General features: G+C 42.0%; 16 protein-coding genes and 1 other annotated feature. Of the genes, 4 read left to right on the top strand and 12 right to left on the bottom strand.

The window, feature by feature from the left end; genetic code table 11:
• Positions 1–2 precede the first annotated feature (2 nt).
• Together thrB and thrA are read right to left on the bottom strand one after the other, a co-directional pair.
• Positions 3–953: a homoserine kinase gene (gene thrB / locus AAC853_RS14830; RefSeq protein WP_340614999.1), complete on the bottom strand. Its 951-nt coding sequence runs from the start codon at positions 951–953 to the stop codon at positions 3–5.
• Positions 935–3,409: a bifunctional aspartate kinase/homoserine dehydrogenase I gene (gene thrA, locus AAC853_RS14835; RefSeq protein ID WP_340615000.1), complete on the bottom strand. Its 2,475-nt coding sequence runs from the start codon at positions 3,407–3,409 to the stop codon at positions 935–937. Before thrA ends, thrB begins: the two co-directional genes overlap by 19 nt.
• Positions 3,410–3,434: 25 nt before the next feature.
• Positions 3,435–3,550: a sequence feature (Thr leader region), on the bottom strand.
• A gap of 694 nt (positions 3,551–4,244) precedes the next feature.
• On the opposite strand from thrA, the gene arcA reads away from it, so the two are divergent.
• Positions 4,245–4,961: a two-component system response regulator ArcA gene (gene arcA, locus AAC853_RS14840; RefSeq protein WP_074022800.1), complete on the top strand. Its 717-nt coding sequence runs from the start codon at positions 4,245–4,247 to the stop codon at positions 4,959–4,961.
• A 98-nt stretch (positions 4,962–5,059) separates the two neighbouring features.
• Here the strand turns inward: arcA and creA are convergent, their stop codons facing one another.
• Positions 5,060–5,536: a protein CreA gene (gene creA, locus AAC853_RS14845; RefSeq protein ID WP_340615001.1), complete on the bottom strand. Its 477-nt coding sequence runs from the start codon at positions 5,534–5,536 to the stop codon at positions 5,060–5,062.
• Positions 5,537–6,128: 592 nt separating this feature from the next.
• On the opposite strand from creA, the gene robA reads away from it, so the two are divergent.
• Positions 6,129–7,010 carry an MDR efflux pump AcrAB transcriptional activator RobA gene (gene robA, locus AAC853_RS14850; protein ID WP_340615002.1) on the top strand — a complete coding sequence of 294 codons (882 nt, stop codon included), beginning with the start codon at positions 6,129–6,131 and terminating at the stop codon, positions 7,008–7,010.
• Here the strand turns inward: robA and gpmB are convergent.
• Complete coding sequence (gene gpmB, locus AAC853_RS14855; protein ID WP_338883332.1) at positions 7,007–7,654, bottom strand: 2,3-diphosphoglycerate-dependent phosphoglycerate mutase GpmB; 648 nt, start codon at positions 7,652–7,654, stop codon at positions 7,007–7,009. The genes robA and gpmB overlap by 4 nt on opposite strands.
• A 54-nt stretch (positions 7,655–7,708) precedes the next feature.
• Between gpmB and yjjX the strand changes: the two genes are divergently transcribed.
• Positions 7,709–8,236: an inosine/xanthosine triphosphatase gene (gene yjjX, locus AAC853_RS14860; protein WP_338883331.1), complete on the top strand. Its 528-nt coding sequence runs from the start codon at positions 7,709–7,711 to the stop codon at positions 8,234–8,236.
• An 82-nt stretch (positions 8,237–8,318) separates the two neighbouring features.
• Here the strand turns inward: yjjX and trpR are convergent, their stop codons facing one another.
• From trpR to AAC853_RS14880, 4 genes are all read right to left on the bottom strand, one after another.
• On the bottom strand, positions 8,319–8,642 hold the full coding sequence (gene trpR, locus AAC853_RS14865) for a trp operon repressor (protein ID WP_338883329.1): 324 nt from the start codon (positions 8,640–8,642) through the stop codon (positions 8,319–8,321).
• Positions 8,643–8,696: 54 nt separating this feature from the next.
• The gene (gene sltY / locus AAC853_RS14870; RefSeq protein WP_340615003.1) at positions 8,697–10,616 is read right to left on the bottom strand and encodes a murein transglycosylase; all 1,920 of its coding nucleotides are present in this window, start codon (positions 10,614–10,616) and stop codon (positions 8,697–8,699) included.
• A gap of 364 nt (positions 10,617–10,980) precedes the next feature.
• The gene (locus tag AAC853_RS14875) at positions 10,981–11,331 is read right to left on the bottom strand and encodes a type II toxin-antitoxin system PemK/MazF family toxin (RefSeq protein WP_340615004.1); all 351 of its coding nucleotides are present in this window, start codon (positions 11,329–11,331) and stop codon (positions 10,981–10,983) included.
• Positions 11,331–11,576 carry an AbrB/MazE/SpoVT family DNA-binding domain-containing protein gene (locus AAC853_RS14880; protein WP_340615005.1) on the bottom strand — a complete coding sequence of 82 codons (246 nt, stop codon included), beginning with the start codon at positions 11,574–11,576 and terminating at the stop codon, positions 11,331–11,333. Before AAC853_RS14880 ends, AAC853_RS14875 begins: the two co-directional genes overlap by 1 nt.
• 180 nt (positions 11,577–11,756) lie before the next feature.
• On the opposite strand from AAC853_RS14880, the gene ettA reads away from it, so the two are divergent.
• The gene (gene ettA / locus AAC853_RS14885; RefSeq protein WP_338883324.1) at positions 11,757–13,424 is read left to right on the top strand and encodes an energy-dependent translational throttle protein EttA; all 1,668 of its coding nucleotides are present in this window, start codon (positions 11,757–11,759) and stop codon (positions 13,422–13,424) included.
• 168 nt (positions 13,425–13,592) lie between these two features.
• Here ettA and AAC853_RS14890 read toward each other — a convergent pair whose 3' ends face one another.
• The 4 genes from AAC853_RS14890 to serB all read right to left on the bottom strand — a co-directional run bounded on the left by AAC853_RS14890 (position 13,593) and on the right by serB (position 19,302).
• The gene (locus AAC853_RS14890) at positions 13,593–14,321 is read right to left on the bottom strand and encodes an ATP-binding cassette domain-containing protein (RefSeq protein ID WP_340615006.1); all 729 of its coding nucleotides are present in this window, start codon (positions 14,319–14,321) and stop codon (positions 13,593–13,595) included.
• Between the two features lie 667 nt (positions 14,322–14,988).
• Positions 14,989–16,215, bottom strand: coding sequence for a multifunctional transcriptional regulator/nicotinamide-nucleotide adenylyltransferase/ribosylnicotinamide kinase NadR (gene nadR, locus AAC853_RS14895; RefSeq protein WP_338883321.1), 1,227 nt, complete (start codon positions 16,213–16,215; stop codon positions 14,989–14,991).
• 687 nt (positions 16,216–16,902) lie between these two features.
• Positions 16,903–18,285 (bottom strand): DNA repair protein RadA, encoded by a 1,383-nt coding sequence (gene radA / locus AAC853_RS14900; RefSeq protein WP_340615007.1) that lies wholly within the window; start codon positions 18,283–18,285, stop codon positions 16,903–16,905.
• A 39-nt stretch (positions 18,286–18,324) separates the two neighbouring features.
• Positions 18,325–19,302 (bottom strand): phosphoserine phosphatase, encoded by a 978-nt coding sequence (serB, locus tag AAC853_RS14905; RefSeq protein ID WP_340615008.1) that lies wholly within the window; start codon positions 19,300–19,302, stop codon positions 18,325–18,327.
• Between the last annotated feature and the right edge of the window lie 58 nt (positions 19,303–19,360).

A 19,360-nucleotide genomic window follows, 5' to 3' on the forward strand; every position in this document is an offset into this window, starting at 1 on the left:
GGTTACTTTACCTGTCGTGCGCCTGCGAGATCCAGACGGCAAATGTGTACAAAGCCTTCATCATTCTGTACGTAATGTTGTTGCAGCCACTGTGCAACCTGTTCTGCTACAGCCATTTCATGGCAAATTGCAAACAGTGTCGGGCCGGAGCCAGAAATGCCGCACGCCAGCGCCCCTAATGTTTTGACTGCATCACGTGCATGAGCAAAGCCGGGTAACAGTTGTGTGCGATAAGGTTCTGCCACAACATCTTGCATTAATTTGGCAGCCAACCCTGATTGCTGGGTATGGCAGGCATGGATAAAGCCAGCAAAGTGACGTCCGTGCTCAATGATGTCCTCACGGGCATAGTGATTGGGTAGGATTGCACGGGCTTCTGCTGTCGATACTTTGATGCCGGGATAAGCCATTACCCATAGCCAATCAGCAAATGTGGGAACAGGCAGACAGGTGGTATCTTCCTGAGATAATATCAATTGCAATCCGCCCAAATAGCAGGGCGCGACATTATCATAATGAACACCACCGGAAATACGTCCTTCTAATTCTCCCATCATCTCCAGCAACTGGTGTTGGTTAAATGGGCGGCCAGCATATTCATTCAATGAGACTAAACCAGCGACGACAGAGCAGGCACTGGAGCCTAATCCCGAACCGATCGGCATATTTTTCTCTAATGTCATGGTAACGGGCAGGTCTTTTCCCAGTCGTTGACAAAAAAGCTGCCAGCATTGATAGACGATATTCTGTTTGGGATCGGCCGGTAATTTGCCAACAAACCGTCCTTTATTATTCAAACTGAAACTATCAGCTTCACTTACAGAGACACAATCTCCAAGTAACGAGCCATCAATGGGAGAAACTGCTGCGCCAAGCACATCAAATCCGACGCCAACGTTCCCGATAGAGGCAGGCGCATAAACCCTGATAACCATTAAACCCCCAATTTCCATGACAGAGTGCGTAATATATCAGCAAAAACACCGGCTGCCGTTACATCATTTCCTGCGCCATAACCACGTAATACCAGTGGAATGGGTTGATAATAACGGGTGTAGAAAGCCAAAGCATTTTCGCCATTTTTGACTTTATAAAGCGGATCGTTGCCATCAACAGAGACAATTTTCACTGTACAACGGCCTTGCTCAATTAAGCCAACATAACGTAATACTTTTCCTTGTTCTGCGGCTTGTTCCGCACGTTGGCTAAATTCCTGATCCAGTTGTGGTAAATGTTGCAGGAAACTATCAACATCGCCGCTGGCGTCGAACGATATAGGTAAAACGGGTTCGACATGAATATCTTCCAGTTCCAGTTCATAACCTGCCTCACGTGCCAGAATCAGCAGCTTCCGCGCAACATCCATGCCGGAGAGATCATCGCGTGGATCGGGTTCAGTAAAGCCTTTTTCTTTGGCTAGCCAGGTCGCTTGTGACAGCGTCATACCTTCATCCAGCATACCGAAAATATAGGACAAAGAACCCGACAGAATGCCACTGAACTGCACTAATTCATCACCGGCATTAAGCAGATTCTGTAAGTTTTCGATAACCGGCAATCCAGCCCCTACGTTAGTGTCATACAGGAACTTACGTTTCGATTTCTCGGCGGCCTGACGGATTTGGTGATAATAAGCCATTGATAAGGTATTGGCTTTTTTATTGGGGGTGACAACGTTAAAGCCATCGCTGAGGAAACTTGCATACTGTTCCGCAATCGACTGATTGGAAGTGCAGTCGACAATGACAGGATTCAGGAGATGGTACTCTTTTTCAAGGCGGATCAGGCGACTCAAGCTAAAAGGTTCGGTGGCTTCTGAGAGAGCCTGTTGCCAGTTATCCAGACAGATGCCTTGCACATCAGTCAATAAAGCGCGGGAATTGGCAATACCACAGACGCGCAGATCGATGTGTTTCTGTTTGAGCCAGGTTTGCTGACGACGTATTTGTTCGATCAACGCACTGCCTACCCCCCCCACACCGACAACGAAGACTTCAACAACCTGAGCGGTGTTAAACAGCATTTGGTGGCAAAGACGAACAGCTGTGGTCGCGGCATCGTTTTCAATAACGGTGGAAATGGAACGTTCAGAAGAGCCTTGCGCGATGGCAATGATGTTGATATTGGCGCGAGTCAATGCGGAGAAGAAGCGGGCAGACGTTCCTGGTTGAGTGCGCATACCATCGCCAACGACAGAAATAATGGCAAGATTACCGATCACGTCGATGGGATCAAGCACACCATCTTTCAGCTCCAGGTAAAATTCTTCTGTCAGTGCCTTTTGTGCTTTTGCCAATTCTTTTTGTGGTACACAGAAGCTGATGCTGTACTCTGATGAAGACTGTGTGATTAATACAACGGAAATACCCTTGCGTGACATGACGGAAAAGATCCGTGCCGCCATCCCGACCATACCTTTCATGCCAGGGCCAGAAACGTTGAACATCGCCATATGATTTAGATTCGTAATGCCCTTAATAGGCATGTTCTGGTCTTTTTGCCCATCATTAATGCGTGCATCGCCAATAAAAGTACCCGGTGCATCGGGATTGGCAGTATTTTTTATCAGGCAAGGAATTTGAAACTGGGCAATCGGGGCGATAGTGCGAGGATGGAGGACTTTCGCGCCGAAATAAGACAATTCCATTGCTTCCTGATATGACAAACTCTTCAGTAAGCGTGCATCTTTCACCGCCCTTGGATCACAAGTATAAACACCGTCTACATCCGTCCAGATTTCACAACAATCCGCACGCAGACATGCTGCCAATACTGCGGCTGAATAGTCAGAACCGTTGCGTCCCAACACGACCAATTCGCCATTTTCATTGCCCGCAGTGAAACCCGCCATCAGGATAATATGGTCAGCAGGAATGTTAAGTGCTGCAATGCGTTTGGACGATTCATGGATATCGACGGTGGATTCGAGACAATGCCCATGCGCTAAAAGGTTTTTGACCGGATCAATGACAGTCACTTTATGACCACGAGCCTGTAATACGGATTCCATGATGGCAATCGACAGTTTTTCGCCACGACAGATCAGGGAGGCATTAATGCTATCTGGGCATTGTTTTAACAAGGAAATGCCGTGCAGAGTCTGTTTAAGGCTGGCTAGCTCACGTTCTACTAGTCCTTTCAGACGTTCATAATCAAACCCTGGCTGTTGCTCTTTCAATCCTGACAGCAAATCAGTAAAGATTTGGCTAGCATCACTCATGTTGGAAACAATATCTTGCCCGGCAACCGTTTTTTCGATCATCGCCACCAGATGGTTTGTGATTTTTGCTGGTGCAGAAAGTACTAAGGCAACTTGCCCAAGGGATAACTCATTCTCGGCGATATCTGCAACACTCAGTACACGCTGGTGATTCGCAACTGAGGTTCCGCCAAATTTCAATACTCGCATTAACGTTCTTCTCCTGATTTCTGTCCAAAAAAAAGCCCGTATCTTGTGGGATACGGGCTTATTGTTGTTTTATGTGTATGCGTCAGCCCGCACCGCAACTCATGGTTCCGGTGGTAATCGTGGTTGTAGTAATGGTTGTAGTGGTGTTTGCAAGAACCATTTTTTTCGGGCTGATGTGGTGCATAGTTTCCTGTCTGTCTTTTTAATTCGCTTGACCCCCTATTGGTTAAATTAAATTGTGGTCAATGTCAAATATTTTTTATGGCGAAAGAAGAAAAAAACGTCATTTTCCGTATCGAAATTATTCAAAATATAGCCCAAGTGGCAAATCATTATTTGGTTAATCAGGTTATTTATCAGCATTTAATTTTACAAAAAACATATTTTGTAATTATTTTGTCTTTATGATAAAAAAGTGTCATCTGGATATTTTAATGTCAAGTGAATCTTTGTAAGTATTCACGATAATTTAACATTCATTAACGTAATTTATTCAATTTAATAACAAATGGCCTGGATAAAAATTAACAATTACAATTAATGTTAACGTGCTACAATTGATTTTGATATGTATCAACAAAAGTTAGTTTTTTTAGAAGGCAAATGCATTACTAGCTGTTATATTGCTGTTAATAGACTAATATAGAAGCCTCGTTTAATCGGGTATGTGCCCTCTAGGAAAGCGACGCTAGCTTTTAGCGTAAAACATATCAAAACGTTTATTTCGGGCATAAGCTGGTTTTCTGTCATTCAGAACAAGATCAGCATATTTTCTTTTAATAATAGCAGCTTGTGCCATACAGATTCTGTTTTTTAGCGATTTTAGGTAGCAACCATGCAAACCCCGCACATTTTGATTGTTGAAGACGAAATTGTCACACGCAATACCCTTAAGAGTATTTTTGAGGCTGAAGGGTATGTTGTGTATGAAGCCAATGATGGTTCAGAAATGCACAACATTTTGTCAGATAACGATATCAATTTAGTCATTATGGATATCAATCTGCCAGGTAAAAATGGCTTACTTCTTGCCCGTGAATTACGTGAGCAGGCAAATGTTGCGTTGATGTTCTTAACCGGCCGTGATAATGAAGTGGACAAAATTCTTGGTCTCGAAATCGGTGCTGATGATTATATAACTAAGCCATTTAACCCACGCGAATTAACCATCCGTGCACGTAATTTGCTTTCGCGGACAATGAACCTGAGTCATCCAGGTGAAGAGCGTCGCCAAGTTGAAAGTTATAAGTTCAATGGATGGGAGTTGGATATTAATAGCCGATCTTTGGTTAGCCCGATGGGAGATCATTACAAACTGCCGCGTAGCGAATTCCGTGCGATGCTTCATTTCTGTGAGAATCCAGGAAAAATCCAAACTCGCGCAGAATTGTTGAAAAAAATGACGGGCCGTGAACTGAAACCTCACGATCGTACTGTTGATGTGACTATTCGTCGTATTCGTAAACATTTCGAATCGACACCAGATACCCCAGAAATTATTGCGACCATCCACGGTGAAGGTTACCGTTTCTGTGGTGATTTAGAAGACTAATTAATACTTTTTAGTAAGTAGATTTTCTACATGGCGTATCTTAAAAGCCCCGTATGTCTTATGGCATCAGGGCTTTTCTTGTTTCGGTGATGAGTTATTCACTCTTTCCACGGCATAATCGGCACAGCACTGATTGCATTTTTAGGCGAACCATCGATGACTTTGTCAGAGTAAGTTAAATAAATTAGTGAATTACGCTTTGGATCATAGAAGCGGACAACCTGCAATTTTTTAAATACCAAGGAAGTGCGTTTCTGGAAGACGACTTGCCCTTTTTTTGGGGATTTCTTTATCTTATCTGCTAATTCAATCGGTCCAACTTGCTGGCAGGATATGGCTGCATCAGATGTATCTTCTGCCAATCCCAACCCTCCCTTAAGCCCTCCTGTCTTGGCTCTGCTCAGATAACAGGTGACATTTGTCACGTCAGGGTCATCAAAGGCTTCTATTACTATCTTGTTATCGGGACCAAAAAGTTTGAACACTGTGTCAACAGAACCGATCTCTTCGGCATGCAGAACTACAGGCAAAAAAAGTAAGGTAGCCGCTATCACTATTTTCTTCATTATTACCATATTTAGTCCAATTGAATTAAATAAATACAGTGAAAATATCTATTATTCACATATAATGTAGCCCAATGAATTTAATTAAATTATTTTCACTGAAAATGTATCTGTGATGGAAAACCAGGGCATTATAGCTGAATATGTATCCAAGACGAGTAAGTCATGGTCTTTAAAATTTAATACCATTGAAATTAGGTCGACATTCATCACATTAGTAGAAAATACATTTTACTTTATAATTTAACAAGTTGAATTATTTTCCAAGACAATGCTTGACATATTGCTAATTCTACTATTAATTTATTCCAAGGAAAACCTTGGTTAATTTTATTGATGGTTTGTTGGTAGCATCAATGTAACAATCAATATTCTTAATGGAATAATCTTAGCATAATTGTACACGCGGAATTACTTTCATTAAGTAACAGTAATAAAGGGTAATTATTTCTGGAATAGGTATATTTTGGGAAAAGTATAGGTGTTGATTATTGATCAAATTAAAGAATATCCTTTTTTAGAAAAGTATTTGTTTTTCAATCAAATAAGTTATTTTACATTTGTATAATTTTCTTTTTGTCTTAATGACTGAGGGAGATGTATGGATCAAACCAACATCATTCGGGACTTGCTGCATTGGGTAGATAATAATCTGGATCGTCCGTTGTCTCTTGATAACGTTGCAGCAAAAGCAGGTTACTCCAAATGGCATTTGCAGCGTATGTTTAAGGAGGTAACAGGCCAGGCAATAGGTTCTTATATCCGTGCGAGAAGGTTATCCAGAGCTGCCGTTGCATTACGTTTAACCAGTCGTCCTATCTTGGACATTGCCTTGCAATATCGCTTTGATTCTCAGCAAACTTTCACAAGAGCTTTCAAAAAACAGTTTGACCGAACGCCGGCAGCCTATCGTCGAAGTGAAGAGTGGCGTGCAAAAGGAATATGTCCCCCTATCTTGCTGGATAACAAACCTCTGCCAGAGCACAAATTTGTCACATTGGAAGAGAAATCACTTATCGGCACTGAGCATACTTGCAGTTACACGCTTGAGCAATGGTCAGAAGATTGCAAGAATATGCGTTATGAGTTTTGGATTAACTATCTACAGAATGCTGAGGTATTACCACCGAGACTTTATGGGTTATACCATACAGCCCCCTGTATGGAGAATGAAGATGAACAAACGGTGTTCTATACCACGGCTATAGAGCCAAAATATGCTACCTTTGATACCAAAGATAGCCGTCCAGTCGTCTTGCCGAGTGGGGATTATATTTCATTTAGTTATTTTGGTGATAAAGAGCAGTTACAAGAATTTCTCTTTACAGTTTATGGCGTTTGTCTGCCTACACTAAATATAACTCGCAGAAAGGGATATGATGTCGAGCGATATTACCTCACTAATCTTGAATGGAAAAATCTTGGGAATGAGACACAAAACCATGTTGTGGAATTTGAGTATCTCATCCCAATTGAACGTTAACCTTGTAATTCATCCAAGGCGGGCATATCCAGATGAGTGATATCGCCCGTTGTTTCAACTATCCAACCTGGGGCCAGCCATGGACTATCCTGGTAATCTACCCGTGAAATGGAACAATTTCTCAACCGTAGACGGCGTTCTGAGTTAGCGGGAAGGCCCAGAATAGAGCCGATCAAACTGACGAGGGCTATTCCATGACTGACCAACAGTGGGCGGCTACCCGCAGGCAGGTTAAGGCAATTTTCCAGTGCGGCACGCATACGGGTAGACACTTCATGCATCGACTCACCTTCTGGGATCCGCCCATTTGGTGTACCATCCACAAGACTTTTACGCCAAGATTCTTCTTCTGGTGTGAGGGAAGTCAGTTCGCGATTTTCCAGAATACCCATATTTAACTCTCGCAGGCGTGGTTCCAGTATGATGTCGCAGCCACAAGCTTGAGCGATGATTTCTGCTGTTTGGCGTGTCCGACCAAGGTCACTGGTGATAACATGAGTAATGTTTTCTGATTTAACTTTCTGCGCGACCAAGTGAGCTTGACGCCGGCCAGTTTCAGTCAGAGGACTGTCAGATTGTCCCTGAATACGGCGAGCCACATTCCATTCGGTTTCGCCATGACGAACAAGATAGACCTGTAACATAGTTATTTTCCGTTATACTGCATCATGAAATAGTTCAAAGGATAATTTATTTATATGTACCACGTTATTGCAGCAACAACTAACCCTGCGAAGATAAAAGCGATTAGCCTTGCATTCGATGATGTTTTTGGCCCAGGCACCTATCATATAGAAGATGTAAATGTAGATAGTAGTGTACCTCAGCAACCCATTGGTAATACTGAAACTCGCACAGGCGCACGTCATCGAGTTATGGCTGCTCGCCAAGTCCGGCCAGAAGCTGATTTCTGGGTTGGGGTTGAAGCAGGAATTGAAGATGACATGACGTTTGCCTGGATGGTTGTTGAACATAAACAAATTCGGGGAGAATCGCGTTCTGCTAGTCTTATGTTGCCAGAAAAAGTCTTGGAAGGTATTCGTAAAGGACGCGAACTTGGCCATGAAATGGCGAATGTAACTGGCGTCGATAATATCAAGCAGAAAGGTGGTGCGATTGGCTTTTTCACCCATGGTATCCTGACGCGTACCAGCGTTTATCATCAAGCTCTGATACTGGCTCTTGTGCCTATCCATCATGAAATTTACAAAGAGTTGAGTAACTAATTTTTACGATACTTAGTTGTGTGGGGGTAGGATTAGATGCCCCCACTGAATTATTTCATTTGTGATTTTATCGTAGCTATTATCAATCAGTTAGTAACTGATCCTCCAGCCATTTCTTAACATGAGCTGGTGCGTTCTTTAAGCTGTTTGAACCACGTGTAATTGTTGCAATACCAACGCCTAGCTCATTTTTCAGTTCGCGCTGGCTCATTTGCCCACGCATTAATTCCTGAACAATCCGAACCCGCGTTGACAGAGCTGTACGCTCATCGGGAGTCAATAATAGCTGCAAAATAGAATGTTGCAAATCTTGTTCAAACGCTTCTTTTAACAACTCGACAAAATTGAGCCAGTCATCACTACCTTCTGGGGAAAGTGCCGGATCAATCAAATGATTTTGTGTCATAATTAGCTGCCATACTATTTAACTAGTACGGCAGCATACCATATTTATTTTAAATTAATAACGTCTTTGCCATTCAGCACTTGTCAGTACATTTGACATTTTCCCCATAAAATTATGGTAGAACATGTCGTAGGCAAGAACATTTTTGACATAAGTACGCGTTTCCGCAAAAGGAATGCTTTCAATAAAGGCGATGGGATCAATGTTTCCAGCGGTATTAGTTAACCAACGCTCAACATTTGCAGGGCCGGCATTATAAGCGGCGCTAGCAAGAATACGATTATTGCCAAAACGCTGATAGACAGACTCCAGATAAGCGGTACCAATTTCAATATTCGTAATCGGGTTCATTAATTGATTGCTGTTGACATAACCCTGAATTTTCTTACTCTTCACGGTATGCTCGGCGGTTTTTGGCATGATTTGCATTAATCCAGTGGCTCCTTTGGAAGAACGAGCCTGTGGATCCCAGGCACTTTCCTGACGGGCAATTGCCATGGCGTAACTTTGTGAAATATTTTTATCTAACGTGAAGTTTGCAAATTCGTTTTGCCATGCCATCGGGAAACGCTCTTCAAGGTGATCCCACATTTTTCCCGCAATGGTAGCTTGTACACTGAATGCGGGCCAATGCTGCTCAAATGCATAACGGGCCAACTTTTCTTGTTTCACGCGATCTTGCGAAGAAACCAGGAGGAGCCATTCTGAGCGTGCCAAATTATCCATATTCCAATACAGTAATTCCCGTATGCGCTTAATTTCCGGCATAGTGGTGATGGAAAGATCTGGCCTCTCTGATTTGTTGATGGTCAGAGGATAAGAAATATCTAATTTCTGGGCTGCCGCCATGGGATAAAAACCACGATGTTCGGTCAGCTTACGTAATATCGCGTTGCCTTCTGCGCTTTTCCCTTGATTGAGCAAAATAATAGCATGCCAATATTGCCATTCATCTTGTTGCAACGCTTTTTGTGGCAGTAACAAAATCCATTCTTCAAGCCCAGAATGATCGCCATCCCTCAGTGCCAAGCGGGCACGCCTTTCAATCAATTTGATAGAGTGTGAGTCACGAATGGTATCATCCCGCCATTTTGCCTGCTCTGGTGTGACGTTTCCCATCAATTGCCATGCGACGATGTCTTTTAATTGTTGTCGCTCGGCGTGATTCATCTTTTGTGCGTGGACAAGGGTAGGGATGCTTGCTCTGGCAAGTTCAGCATTTATGCGGACAAATTGAGAAAAGGTCGTTATGGTAACTGAGCGGGTGAAGTCGGTTGGTGTGGTAGTTGTGGCAAACTGTTCAATTAATTTTGGATCACGTTGCAGCTTCAGCAAGCTCGTACCCAAGCCCTGATAGCGTAATGGCAAGCGTTTGGCAAGATAGGTAACCAGTGTGGTGTTATTGGCTTTCATAGCTAATTCGATACGCTGTAAAATTAAATTGGTAGACAGGTATCCAGCTTGCTCCCAGGCAGTGAGTAGTTTATCGCAGCTACCAGGTAATGCGTTGCCATTGAGCCAAATTTCTTGGGCACCTTGCCAGGCGACTTGTTGATGTCCTGTGGCCCATTGCGCAAAGTAATAATCACAGCGTTCTGCAACGGTATTTGGTGGGTTGGGACTGAATGCCAAGATGCCGCGCCAATCATTATTGTTTGCTAGCACATTGATAAATCGTGATGCTAGCGAACGAGCTGGTGGCAAGGTAGGGTGAGTATTAATAAAGTGCTGAACTTGCTGAGGTGTGGACGTTGCTAGATCCTGAGATAATTGACGATATTCGAGATAGGGATACAGGGGATAATTTTTCAGCGTTGGCATCAGACGTGCCACTTCCGCGCTATTTTTGGCATCCCATGCCTGCTTTATTGCTTGATATCGTTGACGTTGGTCATCCAGAGAATCGGCATGTGCCACTCCAGTAACAACAGAAACCATACTCACAGCCGTAATGAAATGCTGCCACTTACTCATTCCCACGTACCCCTTCGGAAGACTACTATCAGTGTCCAAATGCCCTGTGTCTAAATGCTTGCTCAGGTGCGTTGTCCAAGTGAATTGTTAAGATGTTATGTAATTATAATCATATTATTGGTATGAGTTATTACAATTGTCATACCAAATGGAAAACGCTGAAAAAGTGTTATTTTATAATTGGATAGGTAAAATACACCATCCAGGCTCGATAAATACAAACGATTTTTTAATCAAAAGACAAAATTCATTTGCTCCAGGCGTGCGGGATCCCAGCAGGAACTGCGGCATATTAAAATTGAGACGCAATAAAACAGCAGTTAAGCGGCACTAGAAAAGAGAAATCCGTATGAGTCGGGTTAGGTTATTCGAAAAAATGATTTGCGCCAATCAATGAAATCAATCGAGCCAAAACCTCGTCCATCACATCAGATTCAGCTTCAGTTACAAACTGGGATTTCCTGTCTTTCCATGGCAATGTTTGAATCAGACTTGCAGCAACAACGCTTGCTTTTGCCAGATTATTTACTGGCACTTCAGTCATTCCACCACGGATACTTGTACTAATTGGACATATCATGACTAACCCAGTTTTTTTATTGTATTCCTCACTTGAAAGAACAAGTGCCGGTCGGTACTTACCGATCTCTTTTCCTTTAACGGGTTCAAAATCAAGGAAAATTATGTCATTTCTTTTAGGTAAGTAAGGAGACATTATGAACCTAACTCCGTGCTGGTCGTGATTGCTAATTCATCCGCATGAGAATTATGCTCATTAATATCCGCAAGCAGCGCACTCTCAGAGAAGATTTTCCTTTTTCTCTTTGGGGTTAAAATAATTTTTCCAGAATCAACCTGCATATCCAGCGCTTCACCGGTTTTCAGACCAACCTGATTGAGGATATGGGTAGGTATAATAATTCCTTGACTATTTCCCCATTTTTTAATGGCAGTAGACATACAAACCTCCACTATGAACGTTTATACATAGTATATACTTCTATCTGTGAGAACGACAAGGTGATAAAAAAGGCAGGACAGTGATTACAGCGAGAAAGATCCAACTTCCTCAGTTGGCAAGTTAAAAAGAAGTCGTACAATACCAGATCCATTAAGCAGATAATCAAAAGGTAAACTACATTGGCTCAATTTGTTTATAGTATGCATCGTGTGGGAAAAGTTGTTCCTCCTAAAAAGCATATTCTGAAAAATATTTCTCTGAGTTTTTTCCCTGGAGCAAAAATCGGTGTTCTCGGCCTCAATGGTGCTGGTAAATCTACTTTACTGCGTATCATGGCGGGTATTGATAAAGATATTGAGGGAGAAGCACGTCCACAACCGGGTATTAAAATCGGCTATCTGCCGCAAGAACCTAAGCTTAATCCTGAACATACGGTTCGTGAAGCTGTGGAAGAAGCTGTTAGCGAAGTTAAAAATGCGTTGACTCGCCTGGATGAAGTTTATGCTGCTTATGCTGATCCAGATGCGGATTTCGATAAGCTGGCAAAAGAGCAAGGTGAACTGGAAGCGATTATCCAATCCCATGACGGCCACAATCTGGATAATCAGCTTGAGCGAGCGGCTGATGCTTTGCGTCTGCCTGCATGGGATGCGAAGATTGAACATTTGTCTGGTGGTGAACGCCGTCGTGTAGCGATTTGCCAGCTGTTGTTGGAAAAACCAGACATGCTGTTGCTTGACGAACCCACTAACCACCTTGATGCTGAATCTGTCGCATGGCTGGAGCGCTTCCTGCACGATTATGAAGGCACAGTGGTTGCGATCACCCACGACCGTTACTTCCTTGATAACGTTGCTGGTTGGATCTTAGAGCTTGACCGTGGTGAGGGTATTCCGTGGGAAGGCAACTACTCTTCATGGCTGGAACAAAAAGATGCACGTCTGGCACAGGAAGCGGCGTCAGAAGCGGCTCGTCGTAAATCCATTGAGAAAGAACTTGAGTGGATCCGCCAAAATCCGAAAGGACGTCAGGCAAAAGGCAAGGCACGTTTAGCGCGCTTTGAAGAACTGAATAGTGTTGATTACCAGAAACGTAATGAAACCAGTGAATTGTTTATTCCACCTGGCCCACGTTTGGGGGACAAGGTGCTGGAAGTCACCAATCTAACCAAGTCTTATGGTGATCGTGTACTGATCGACAACTTGAATTTCTCTTTGCCAAAAGGGGCTATTGTTGGGATCATCGGCCCGAACGGTGCAGGTAAATCAACGCTGTTCCGTATGTTGTCCGGTCAGGAGCAGCCAGATTCTGGTTCAATTACACTGGGTGAAACGGTTAAATTAGCTTCTGTTGAGCAGTTCCGCGATAGCATGGATGATAGCAAAACCGTTTGGGAAGAAGTTTCTGGCGGCCAAGACATTATGCGCATTGGTAACTTTGAAATTCCGAGCCGTGCCTATGTGGGTCGCTTTAACTTCAAAGGCGTAGATCAAGGCAAGCGTGTTGGTGAATTGTCTGGTGGTGAGCGTGGTCGTCTGCATTTAGCTAAACTGCTGCAAGTTGGCGGCAACATGTTACTGCTTGACGAACCAACTAACGATTTAGACGTTGAAACTTTGCGTGCATTGGAAAATGCCCTACTGGAATTCCCAGGCTGTGCGATGGTTATTTCCCATGACCGTTGGTTCCTTGACCGTATCGCAACACACATTATTGATTATCAGGATGAAGGTAAAGTTACCTTCTTTGAAGGAAACTTCAGCGAATACGAAGATTACAAAAAGCGGACTATGGGAGCGGAAGCACTAGAGCCTCACCGCATTAAATATAAAAAGATCAGCAAGTAAGCCTGGCAGAAAAAACGGCCTAATATTAGGCCGTTTTTTTATTGATAGTAACTATACGCATTAAACTTCAAGTTGCCATTGACAACATTATATGAAACCTGATACTTCCCCGCGAAGCGGGGAGATATCACACGCATCTTGAAGTTAGATTGGTATAACTCATTGTCATTACGACACTAAAACTCGTTGATTCAGCATGGATTCATAAGTCTTAGTTGCCTTTCCACTTGCTAAAGTGATAACGCTATCTGCATGTTGCATCAGGCGTTTATCTTGGGAGGCAATGACAACCGTACCTTTCTGCTCGTGGGCAATAAATTTAAAGATATTAATGAATGTCTGAAATACCTGATGATCTAAATTGCGTGTTGGATCATCTGCAAATAAATATTCAGGTCTTCTGACAATGGCTTTTGCCATTGCAGCCGATTGTTTCTCATTTTCAGACAGCTCTCCTGGGTAATAACGGCTTTTATCGCCTAACTTCACAATATCCAGCGATTTTTGTGCGATTTTTTCGGCTTGCTCGCGAGTCAGTGATAATCCATAAGACGTTGATAATAACAAGTTATCTAATAGAGTGAGTTCGCTAAATAAGTTGAAATCTTGGAAAATAAACCCGCTATTTTCATGATGAAATTTTCCTAATTCAACATCATTCATTAGTTTCAATTTGTTATTATTAATTAATACATCTCCTTGATCTGGTTGTAACATACCCGATGCAATCGACAACATTGTACGATTAGTCGATGCCCTTGGCCCTGTTATCAAAGTAATTTCACCTGGTACAATAGAAAATGTGATATCTGAAATCATTCCATGACTAACTGTTGCATCAGTTAAACCATATGAAATATTGATAACCTCAATCGATTTAAATTGATTTAAGTTCATATTCTCAACACAATTAAGTTAGAAGATTAAAGCTTTTTCCTTAAACATATGCTGTCTAAATTCATTCGTAACAATACTGATATCCTTATGATATTGTTAGGGTAAAAATAGTCTACATGTGAAACATATTTACTAAGGATACTCATCTTATGTCAATTATTATTTACAATGAGTATCTCATGAATGAGATGTTTCTTAGTCTTGGAATAAAAATCAAAAACATTAATGAATTATGCTTAAACCAACGTCGAAAAAATAGCATAAATTCTTTTATTTTTATTCCATTTTTATAATAAGAGAAAAAGTCACTTTATATTCCGTTAATACTTTACTATTATTTTTCTTTACCTCCGTTATCAATATAAATACCTAGGATATTTGTGGGTTTGTTAGTAATCAATAAATTTTATATAAATAAATCAATAGGTCCATTCATTAAATGACTTATTTTTCTGTAATTCAAGTCAAAACAGGAAAATTAAAGTATCAAAAAATATTATTATCACAATCTATCTTATTACATCTGTGAAAATAACCAAAGTAAACATTTAACTCATTGTTAAAATAGGGTAAATATAAAAAGAAAAAGATTACACTAAATAATAAAGAACCATCAATTAGTTGTGCTAATAATATCAGTGTAATCTATTTTATATAAAAAAGTTCGTTATTCCATTAACATCTGTTGAACCAGCTCAACGCAACGTAGAAAACGCTGATCATAATCTGGGGAATCGACACGGACATAATCGAGATTATTTTTTTTCAACAAACGTTCTAGCAAATGTTGAAATTCTTTTCGATCTTGCTTGCTGCCTAAACTTCTTAAACCATCTGCGATCCACGGTGTATTGTTTTCTAAAAGAATAACTAAATCAAATCGATACTCATCAATCATCGCCTGAACGAAAGGATGTTCTTTTCCTTCGTAGCGTTTGCAAAATGCCTGCGTTGTCACAAAATCAGTATCGATAAATGTCACTTTATTGGCGTATTTAACTGCAAAATCAATGTATTGAGCATGGCCTAATGCAATTTTATCGTAATCTGAGTATTGCAAAGCCATTTCATCTCCTCCCAGATGGGAAAATACGTATTCGCGTCCATATTCCCATGCACTGGTAGTGTTAAACATGTTGGCCAGTTTATTCACTAATGTCGATTTCCCGCTCGATTCTCCGCCAAGAATAGCCACTGTACGCACAAAAAATGGTTTTACTTCTGTAGGGATATATTCCCAGTAACGGAAAGGCGCCTGGCGGATTTGGCTGCCGCTAATATTCATGAATGAGCGTTGTGGATCGATGAGCACAGTTTCAACGCCAAAGTATTCTTTATAACGAGGAACATCCTGTGCTTCACTGGAATAAATATAATTAGGATTAATGTTTTTTGCTGCCAGAAACGACTTAACGCTTTGACTCCACGCTTCCCAGCCATTTGGGTAAGGCTCCATTCCTTGTTCATTAAGCGCATGGATATGAATATTTTTTTGATACTTGAATGTTTGCAGCAACCATCTTAAACGGTCACTTACAGTAGGTTGTTGAGACATCGAACTGTTGATAAATAATTCACGATCACGCACTTCGTCATAACAAAGAACAACATGTAGCTCATCAACTTGACTGGATGCTCGCTGAATCAAATAAATGTGCCCAGTGTGTAATGGGTAAAATTTACCAAACACAATTCCGACGGTTTTCTTTTCCATAGGATACGCTAACCCTAGATATTGGTGAAGAGAAGCCAGTTTCTGTGCGCTAGGACTTTTTATTTTGTCATTAATAAGTTGGCTTAGATAGCCTTTGGTCATTCCGCTGGCATCAGCAACCTGCTGTAACGTGTAACCAGCCTGTTTGATTGCTTCTTTTAAATAGTCAAATTGTCCCATAATACCCTCTCTTTATGTTTAGTATACTAAACAAAGTAACATGCTTGTTGTGAAAGGTAAAAACAAAATTGGTTGTTTATTGATTGTTTGAGATTAAATTCCGTTATCTTAACTATAATAAATATTTAAAATTGGATAATCGGCTATTTATATTAAATAAAATAATCACATGCTAAATTGGTAGTTAAACAATAAAAGTGAATGACAACAGCGTCTGTTCAATTTTCATTAAACAGGCTATCTGGATTTATTAGTTATACCAATCTAATTTCAAGATACGTGTGATTTCTCCCCGCTTAGCGGGGAGAAATCAGGTTTCATTTAATGTTATAAATTGCAACTTAAAGTTTAATGCGTATATATAAATAACATCATGTGTAAGAATAGAAAAAATTTAAATAATATAGTGATTAACTATTTTGTGTTTTATTTAAACAGAATGAATAAAAATATTTACCCAAAATTTATTATTTTTCTTGTTTGATATGCGATGGTTGGTGAGAAAATACTCTTCTTAATTAGTAGGTTAATAGATTTCAAGTTCTATTGGATAGATATACCAATCTAACTTCAATATGCGTGTGACTTCTCCCCGTGAAGCGGGGAGAAGTCAGGTTTCATAGCGTGTTGTCAATGGCAACTTGAAGTTTAATGCGTATAGACCTAAAAGGAACAAAGGATAGTATCTTAATCCAGATCATCCAGAACAGACAACGCATCAGCCAGTTTTTTGACGCCAAATACTTTCATGTCAGGTAGTGATTTTTTCGGCATGTTAGCATGGGGAACAATAGCGCGTTTAAAACCGTGTTTGGCTGCTTCTGAAATGCGTTCTTGTCCGCTGGGAACGGGACGAATTTCTCCTGCCAGTCCCACTTCTCCAAATACCACCAGATCACGGGGCAGAGGCCGGTCACGGAAACTGGAAACCAGAGAAAGTAATAACGCTAGATCAGCACTCGTTTCCGTTACTTTTACCCCACCTACTACATTTACAAAAACATCTTGATCAGCCATTTGTAACCCGCCGTGTCGGTGCAGAACGGCAAGCAGAATAGCCAACCTGTTTTGTTCAAGACCTACGGCTACGCGACGTGGGTTTGACATCATGGAATGATCGACTAATGCCTGAATTTCAACGAGTAGAGGACGAGTACCTTCCCAGACAATCATGACCGAACTGCCCGAAGTAATTTCATCGCCACGACTCAGGAAAATGGCGGAAGGATTATTGACTTCCCGTAACCCCTGTTCGGTCATTGCGAATACACCGAGTTCATTAACGGCACCGAAGCGGTTTTTATGGCTGCGCAGGGTGCGGAAACGGGAATCCGTTTCACCATCCAGCATGACGGAGCAGTCTATGCAGTGTTCGAGTACCTTGGGGCCTGCCAACGTGCCATCTTTTGTTACATGTCCAACCATAATGATGGCAACGCCACGGGTTTTGGCAAACCGTGTCAGGTAGGCGGCAGTTTCCCTGACTTGTGCAACACTGCCTGGTGACGATTGGATATCTGCCATATGCATGACTTGAATTGAATCAATTACCATCAGTTTAGGTTGTTCTTGCTCTGCAATCAGACAAATCTGCTCAATGCTGGTTTCTGATAGCATATTCAAGTGATCTGCCGGCAAACCCAGCCGATGTGCTCGCATCGCTACTTGTTGTAATGACTCCTCCCCTGTTACATAAAGGGTTTTCATCTGGGTTGATAGCTGACACATGGTTTGTAAAAGTAAGGTACTTTTCCCCGCACCAGGGTTACCGCCAATCAAAATGGCACTGCCAGGAACCACACCACCGCCGAGTACACGGTCAAACTCTTTAAACCCTGTTGAAAAACGAGGCAGTTCTTCCAGGCTGATATCAGAGAGTTTTTGTACCTTACTGATTCCAGCATTTCCGGCATAGCCACTGAAACGCTCATTACGGGATGATGAAGCTGCGGCTAAACGCACTTCCGTAATGGTATTCCATGCGTGGCATGCGGTACATTGCCCCTGCCAACGAGGGTAATCCGCACCGCATTCGTTACAGACAAATGCCCGTTTTGCTGCTTTTGCCACTTTGTACTCCCTCAATATAATCACTTTTTCCTGTGAGCATTAGCGTTCTTCATGTTTCAAACCACCGCTCAACACACATAGGACGCCCATTAAATCTGCATGGCGGATAGCAACTTTGGCCTGGGCGTAAACTTTTGGTTTAGCATGATAGGCTATTCCCAATCCTGACTTGCGGATCATTTTCAGATCATTGGCACCATCCCCAATAGCAACGGTTTGACTCAGAGGAATGTTCAGTGCTTTTGCCAATCTTATCAGCGTAGTTGCCTTGTATTTTGCATCGACAATTGGCCCTTTGACCTTACCGGTTAGCTTGCCATCTTTTATCTCCAATTGATTGGCGACTGCGTCAAAAAGGCGTAGTTGCTGGCGAAGATTATCGGCAAAGAAAGTAAAACCACCGGAAGCAATTGCGACGTGCCAATCCAATGATTGTAATTTGCGAACTAGGCTGGTTAGCCCTGGCATGAGAGGAAGTGTTTCCATTACTTGTTGCAAGATTGATACATCGGCGCCTGCCAACTGAGCAACTCGCTCATGCAGACTTTCTGAAAAATCCAGTTCGCCTTGCATCGCCCGTTCGGTGATTTCCGCCACTTTATCACCAACGCCAGCCAGGTGGGCAATTTCATCAATGCATTCAATCTGGATAGCGGTAGAATCCATATCCATCACTAATAAGCCAGGCGAGCGGAGTCGAGGGATCTGCCCCAAGGGAACGACATCTAAACGGCATTCATCTGCCTGTCGTTTAATACGAGGTGAAAGGCTACCGGCAATACGGACAACCTGATAATCATCGATTCGCCATGAAGAGACGACCACAATGGCTACCCCCAATCGGTGCTGGAATTCGCTGATACGTTGTTTATCCAAACCACGTCCATACAGCAACCAACCACTATCTCCTGCCCGGTAATCCAGTGGCATGACTTCATCGCCGCTGAGGGATAAGGGTAATCCGGGCCATTTATGGATCTCATCCGGTAAGTAGCGATAGGCCAGATTATTAGACATGAACATCGACTCCTGTAATTCCATATAATTTGGTGCAGGTAAAAAGCGCTTTTCAAAC

Origin of the sequence: Xenorhabdus thailandensis, from assembly GCF_037996785.1 — a bacterium.
GTDB lineage: Bacteria > Pseudomonadota > Gammaproteobacteria > Enterobacterales > Enterobacteriaceae > Xenorhabdus > Xenorhabdus griffiniae.

Coding starts and splice junctions, on each gene's coding strand:
- thrB (WP_340614999.1), bottom strand. CDS start 953: ATGGAAATTGGGGGTTTAATGGTTATCAGGGTTTATGCGCCTGCCTCT.
- thrA (WP_340615000.1), bottom strand. CDS start 3,409: ATGCGAGTATTGAAATTTGGCGGAACCTCAGTTGCGAATCACCAGCGT.
- arcA (WP_074022800.1), top strand. CDS start 4,245: ATGCAAACCCCGCACATTTTGATTGTTGAAGACGAAATTGTCACACGC.
- creA (WP_340615001.1), bottom strand. CDS start 5,536: ATGGTAATAATGAAGAAAATAGTGATAGCGGCTACCTTACTTTTTTTG.
- robA (WP_340615002.1), top strand. CDS start 6,129: ATGGATCAAACCAACATCATTCGGGACTTGCTGCATTGGGTAGATAAT.
- gpmB (WP_338883332.1), bottom strand. CDS start 7,654: ATGTTACAGGTCTATCTTGTTCGTCATGGCGAAACCGAATGGAATGTG.
- yjjX (WP_338883331.1), top strand. CDS start 7,709: ATGTACCACGTTATTGCAGCAACAACTAACCCTGCGAAGATAAAAGCG.
- trpR (WP_338883329.1), bottom strand. CDS start 8,642: ATGACACAAAATCATTTGATTGATCCGGCACTTTCCCCAGAAGGTAGT.
- sltY (WP_340615003.1), bottom strand. CDS start 10,616: ATGAGTAAGTGGCAGCATTTCATTACGGCTGTGAGTATGGTTTCTGTT.
- AAC853_RS14875 (WP_340615004.1), bottom strand. CDS start 11,331: ATGTCTCCTTACTTACCTAAAAGAAATGACATAATTTTCCTTGATTTT.
- AAC853_RS14880 (WP_340615005.1), bottom strand. CDS start 11,576: ATGTCTACTGCCATTAAAAAATGGGGAAATAGTCAAGGAATTATTATA.
- AAC853_RS14890 (WP_340615006.1), bottom strand. CDS start 14,321: ATGAACTTAAATCAATTTAAATCGATTGAGGTTATCAATATTTCATAT.
- nadR (WP_338883321.1), bottom strand. CDS start 16,215: ATGGGACAATTTGACTATTTAAAAGAAGCAATCAAACAGGCTGGTTAC.
- serB (WP_340615008.1), bottom strand. CDS start 19,302: ATGTCTAATAATCTGGCCTATCGCTACTTACCGGATGAGATCCATAAA.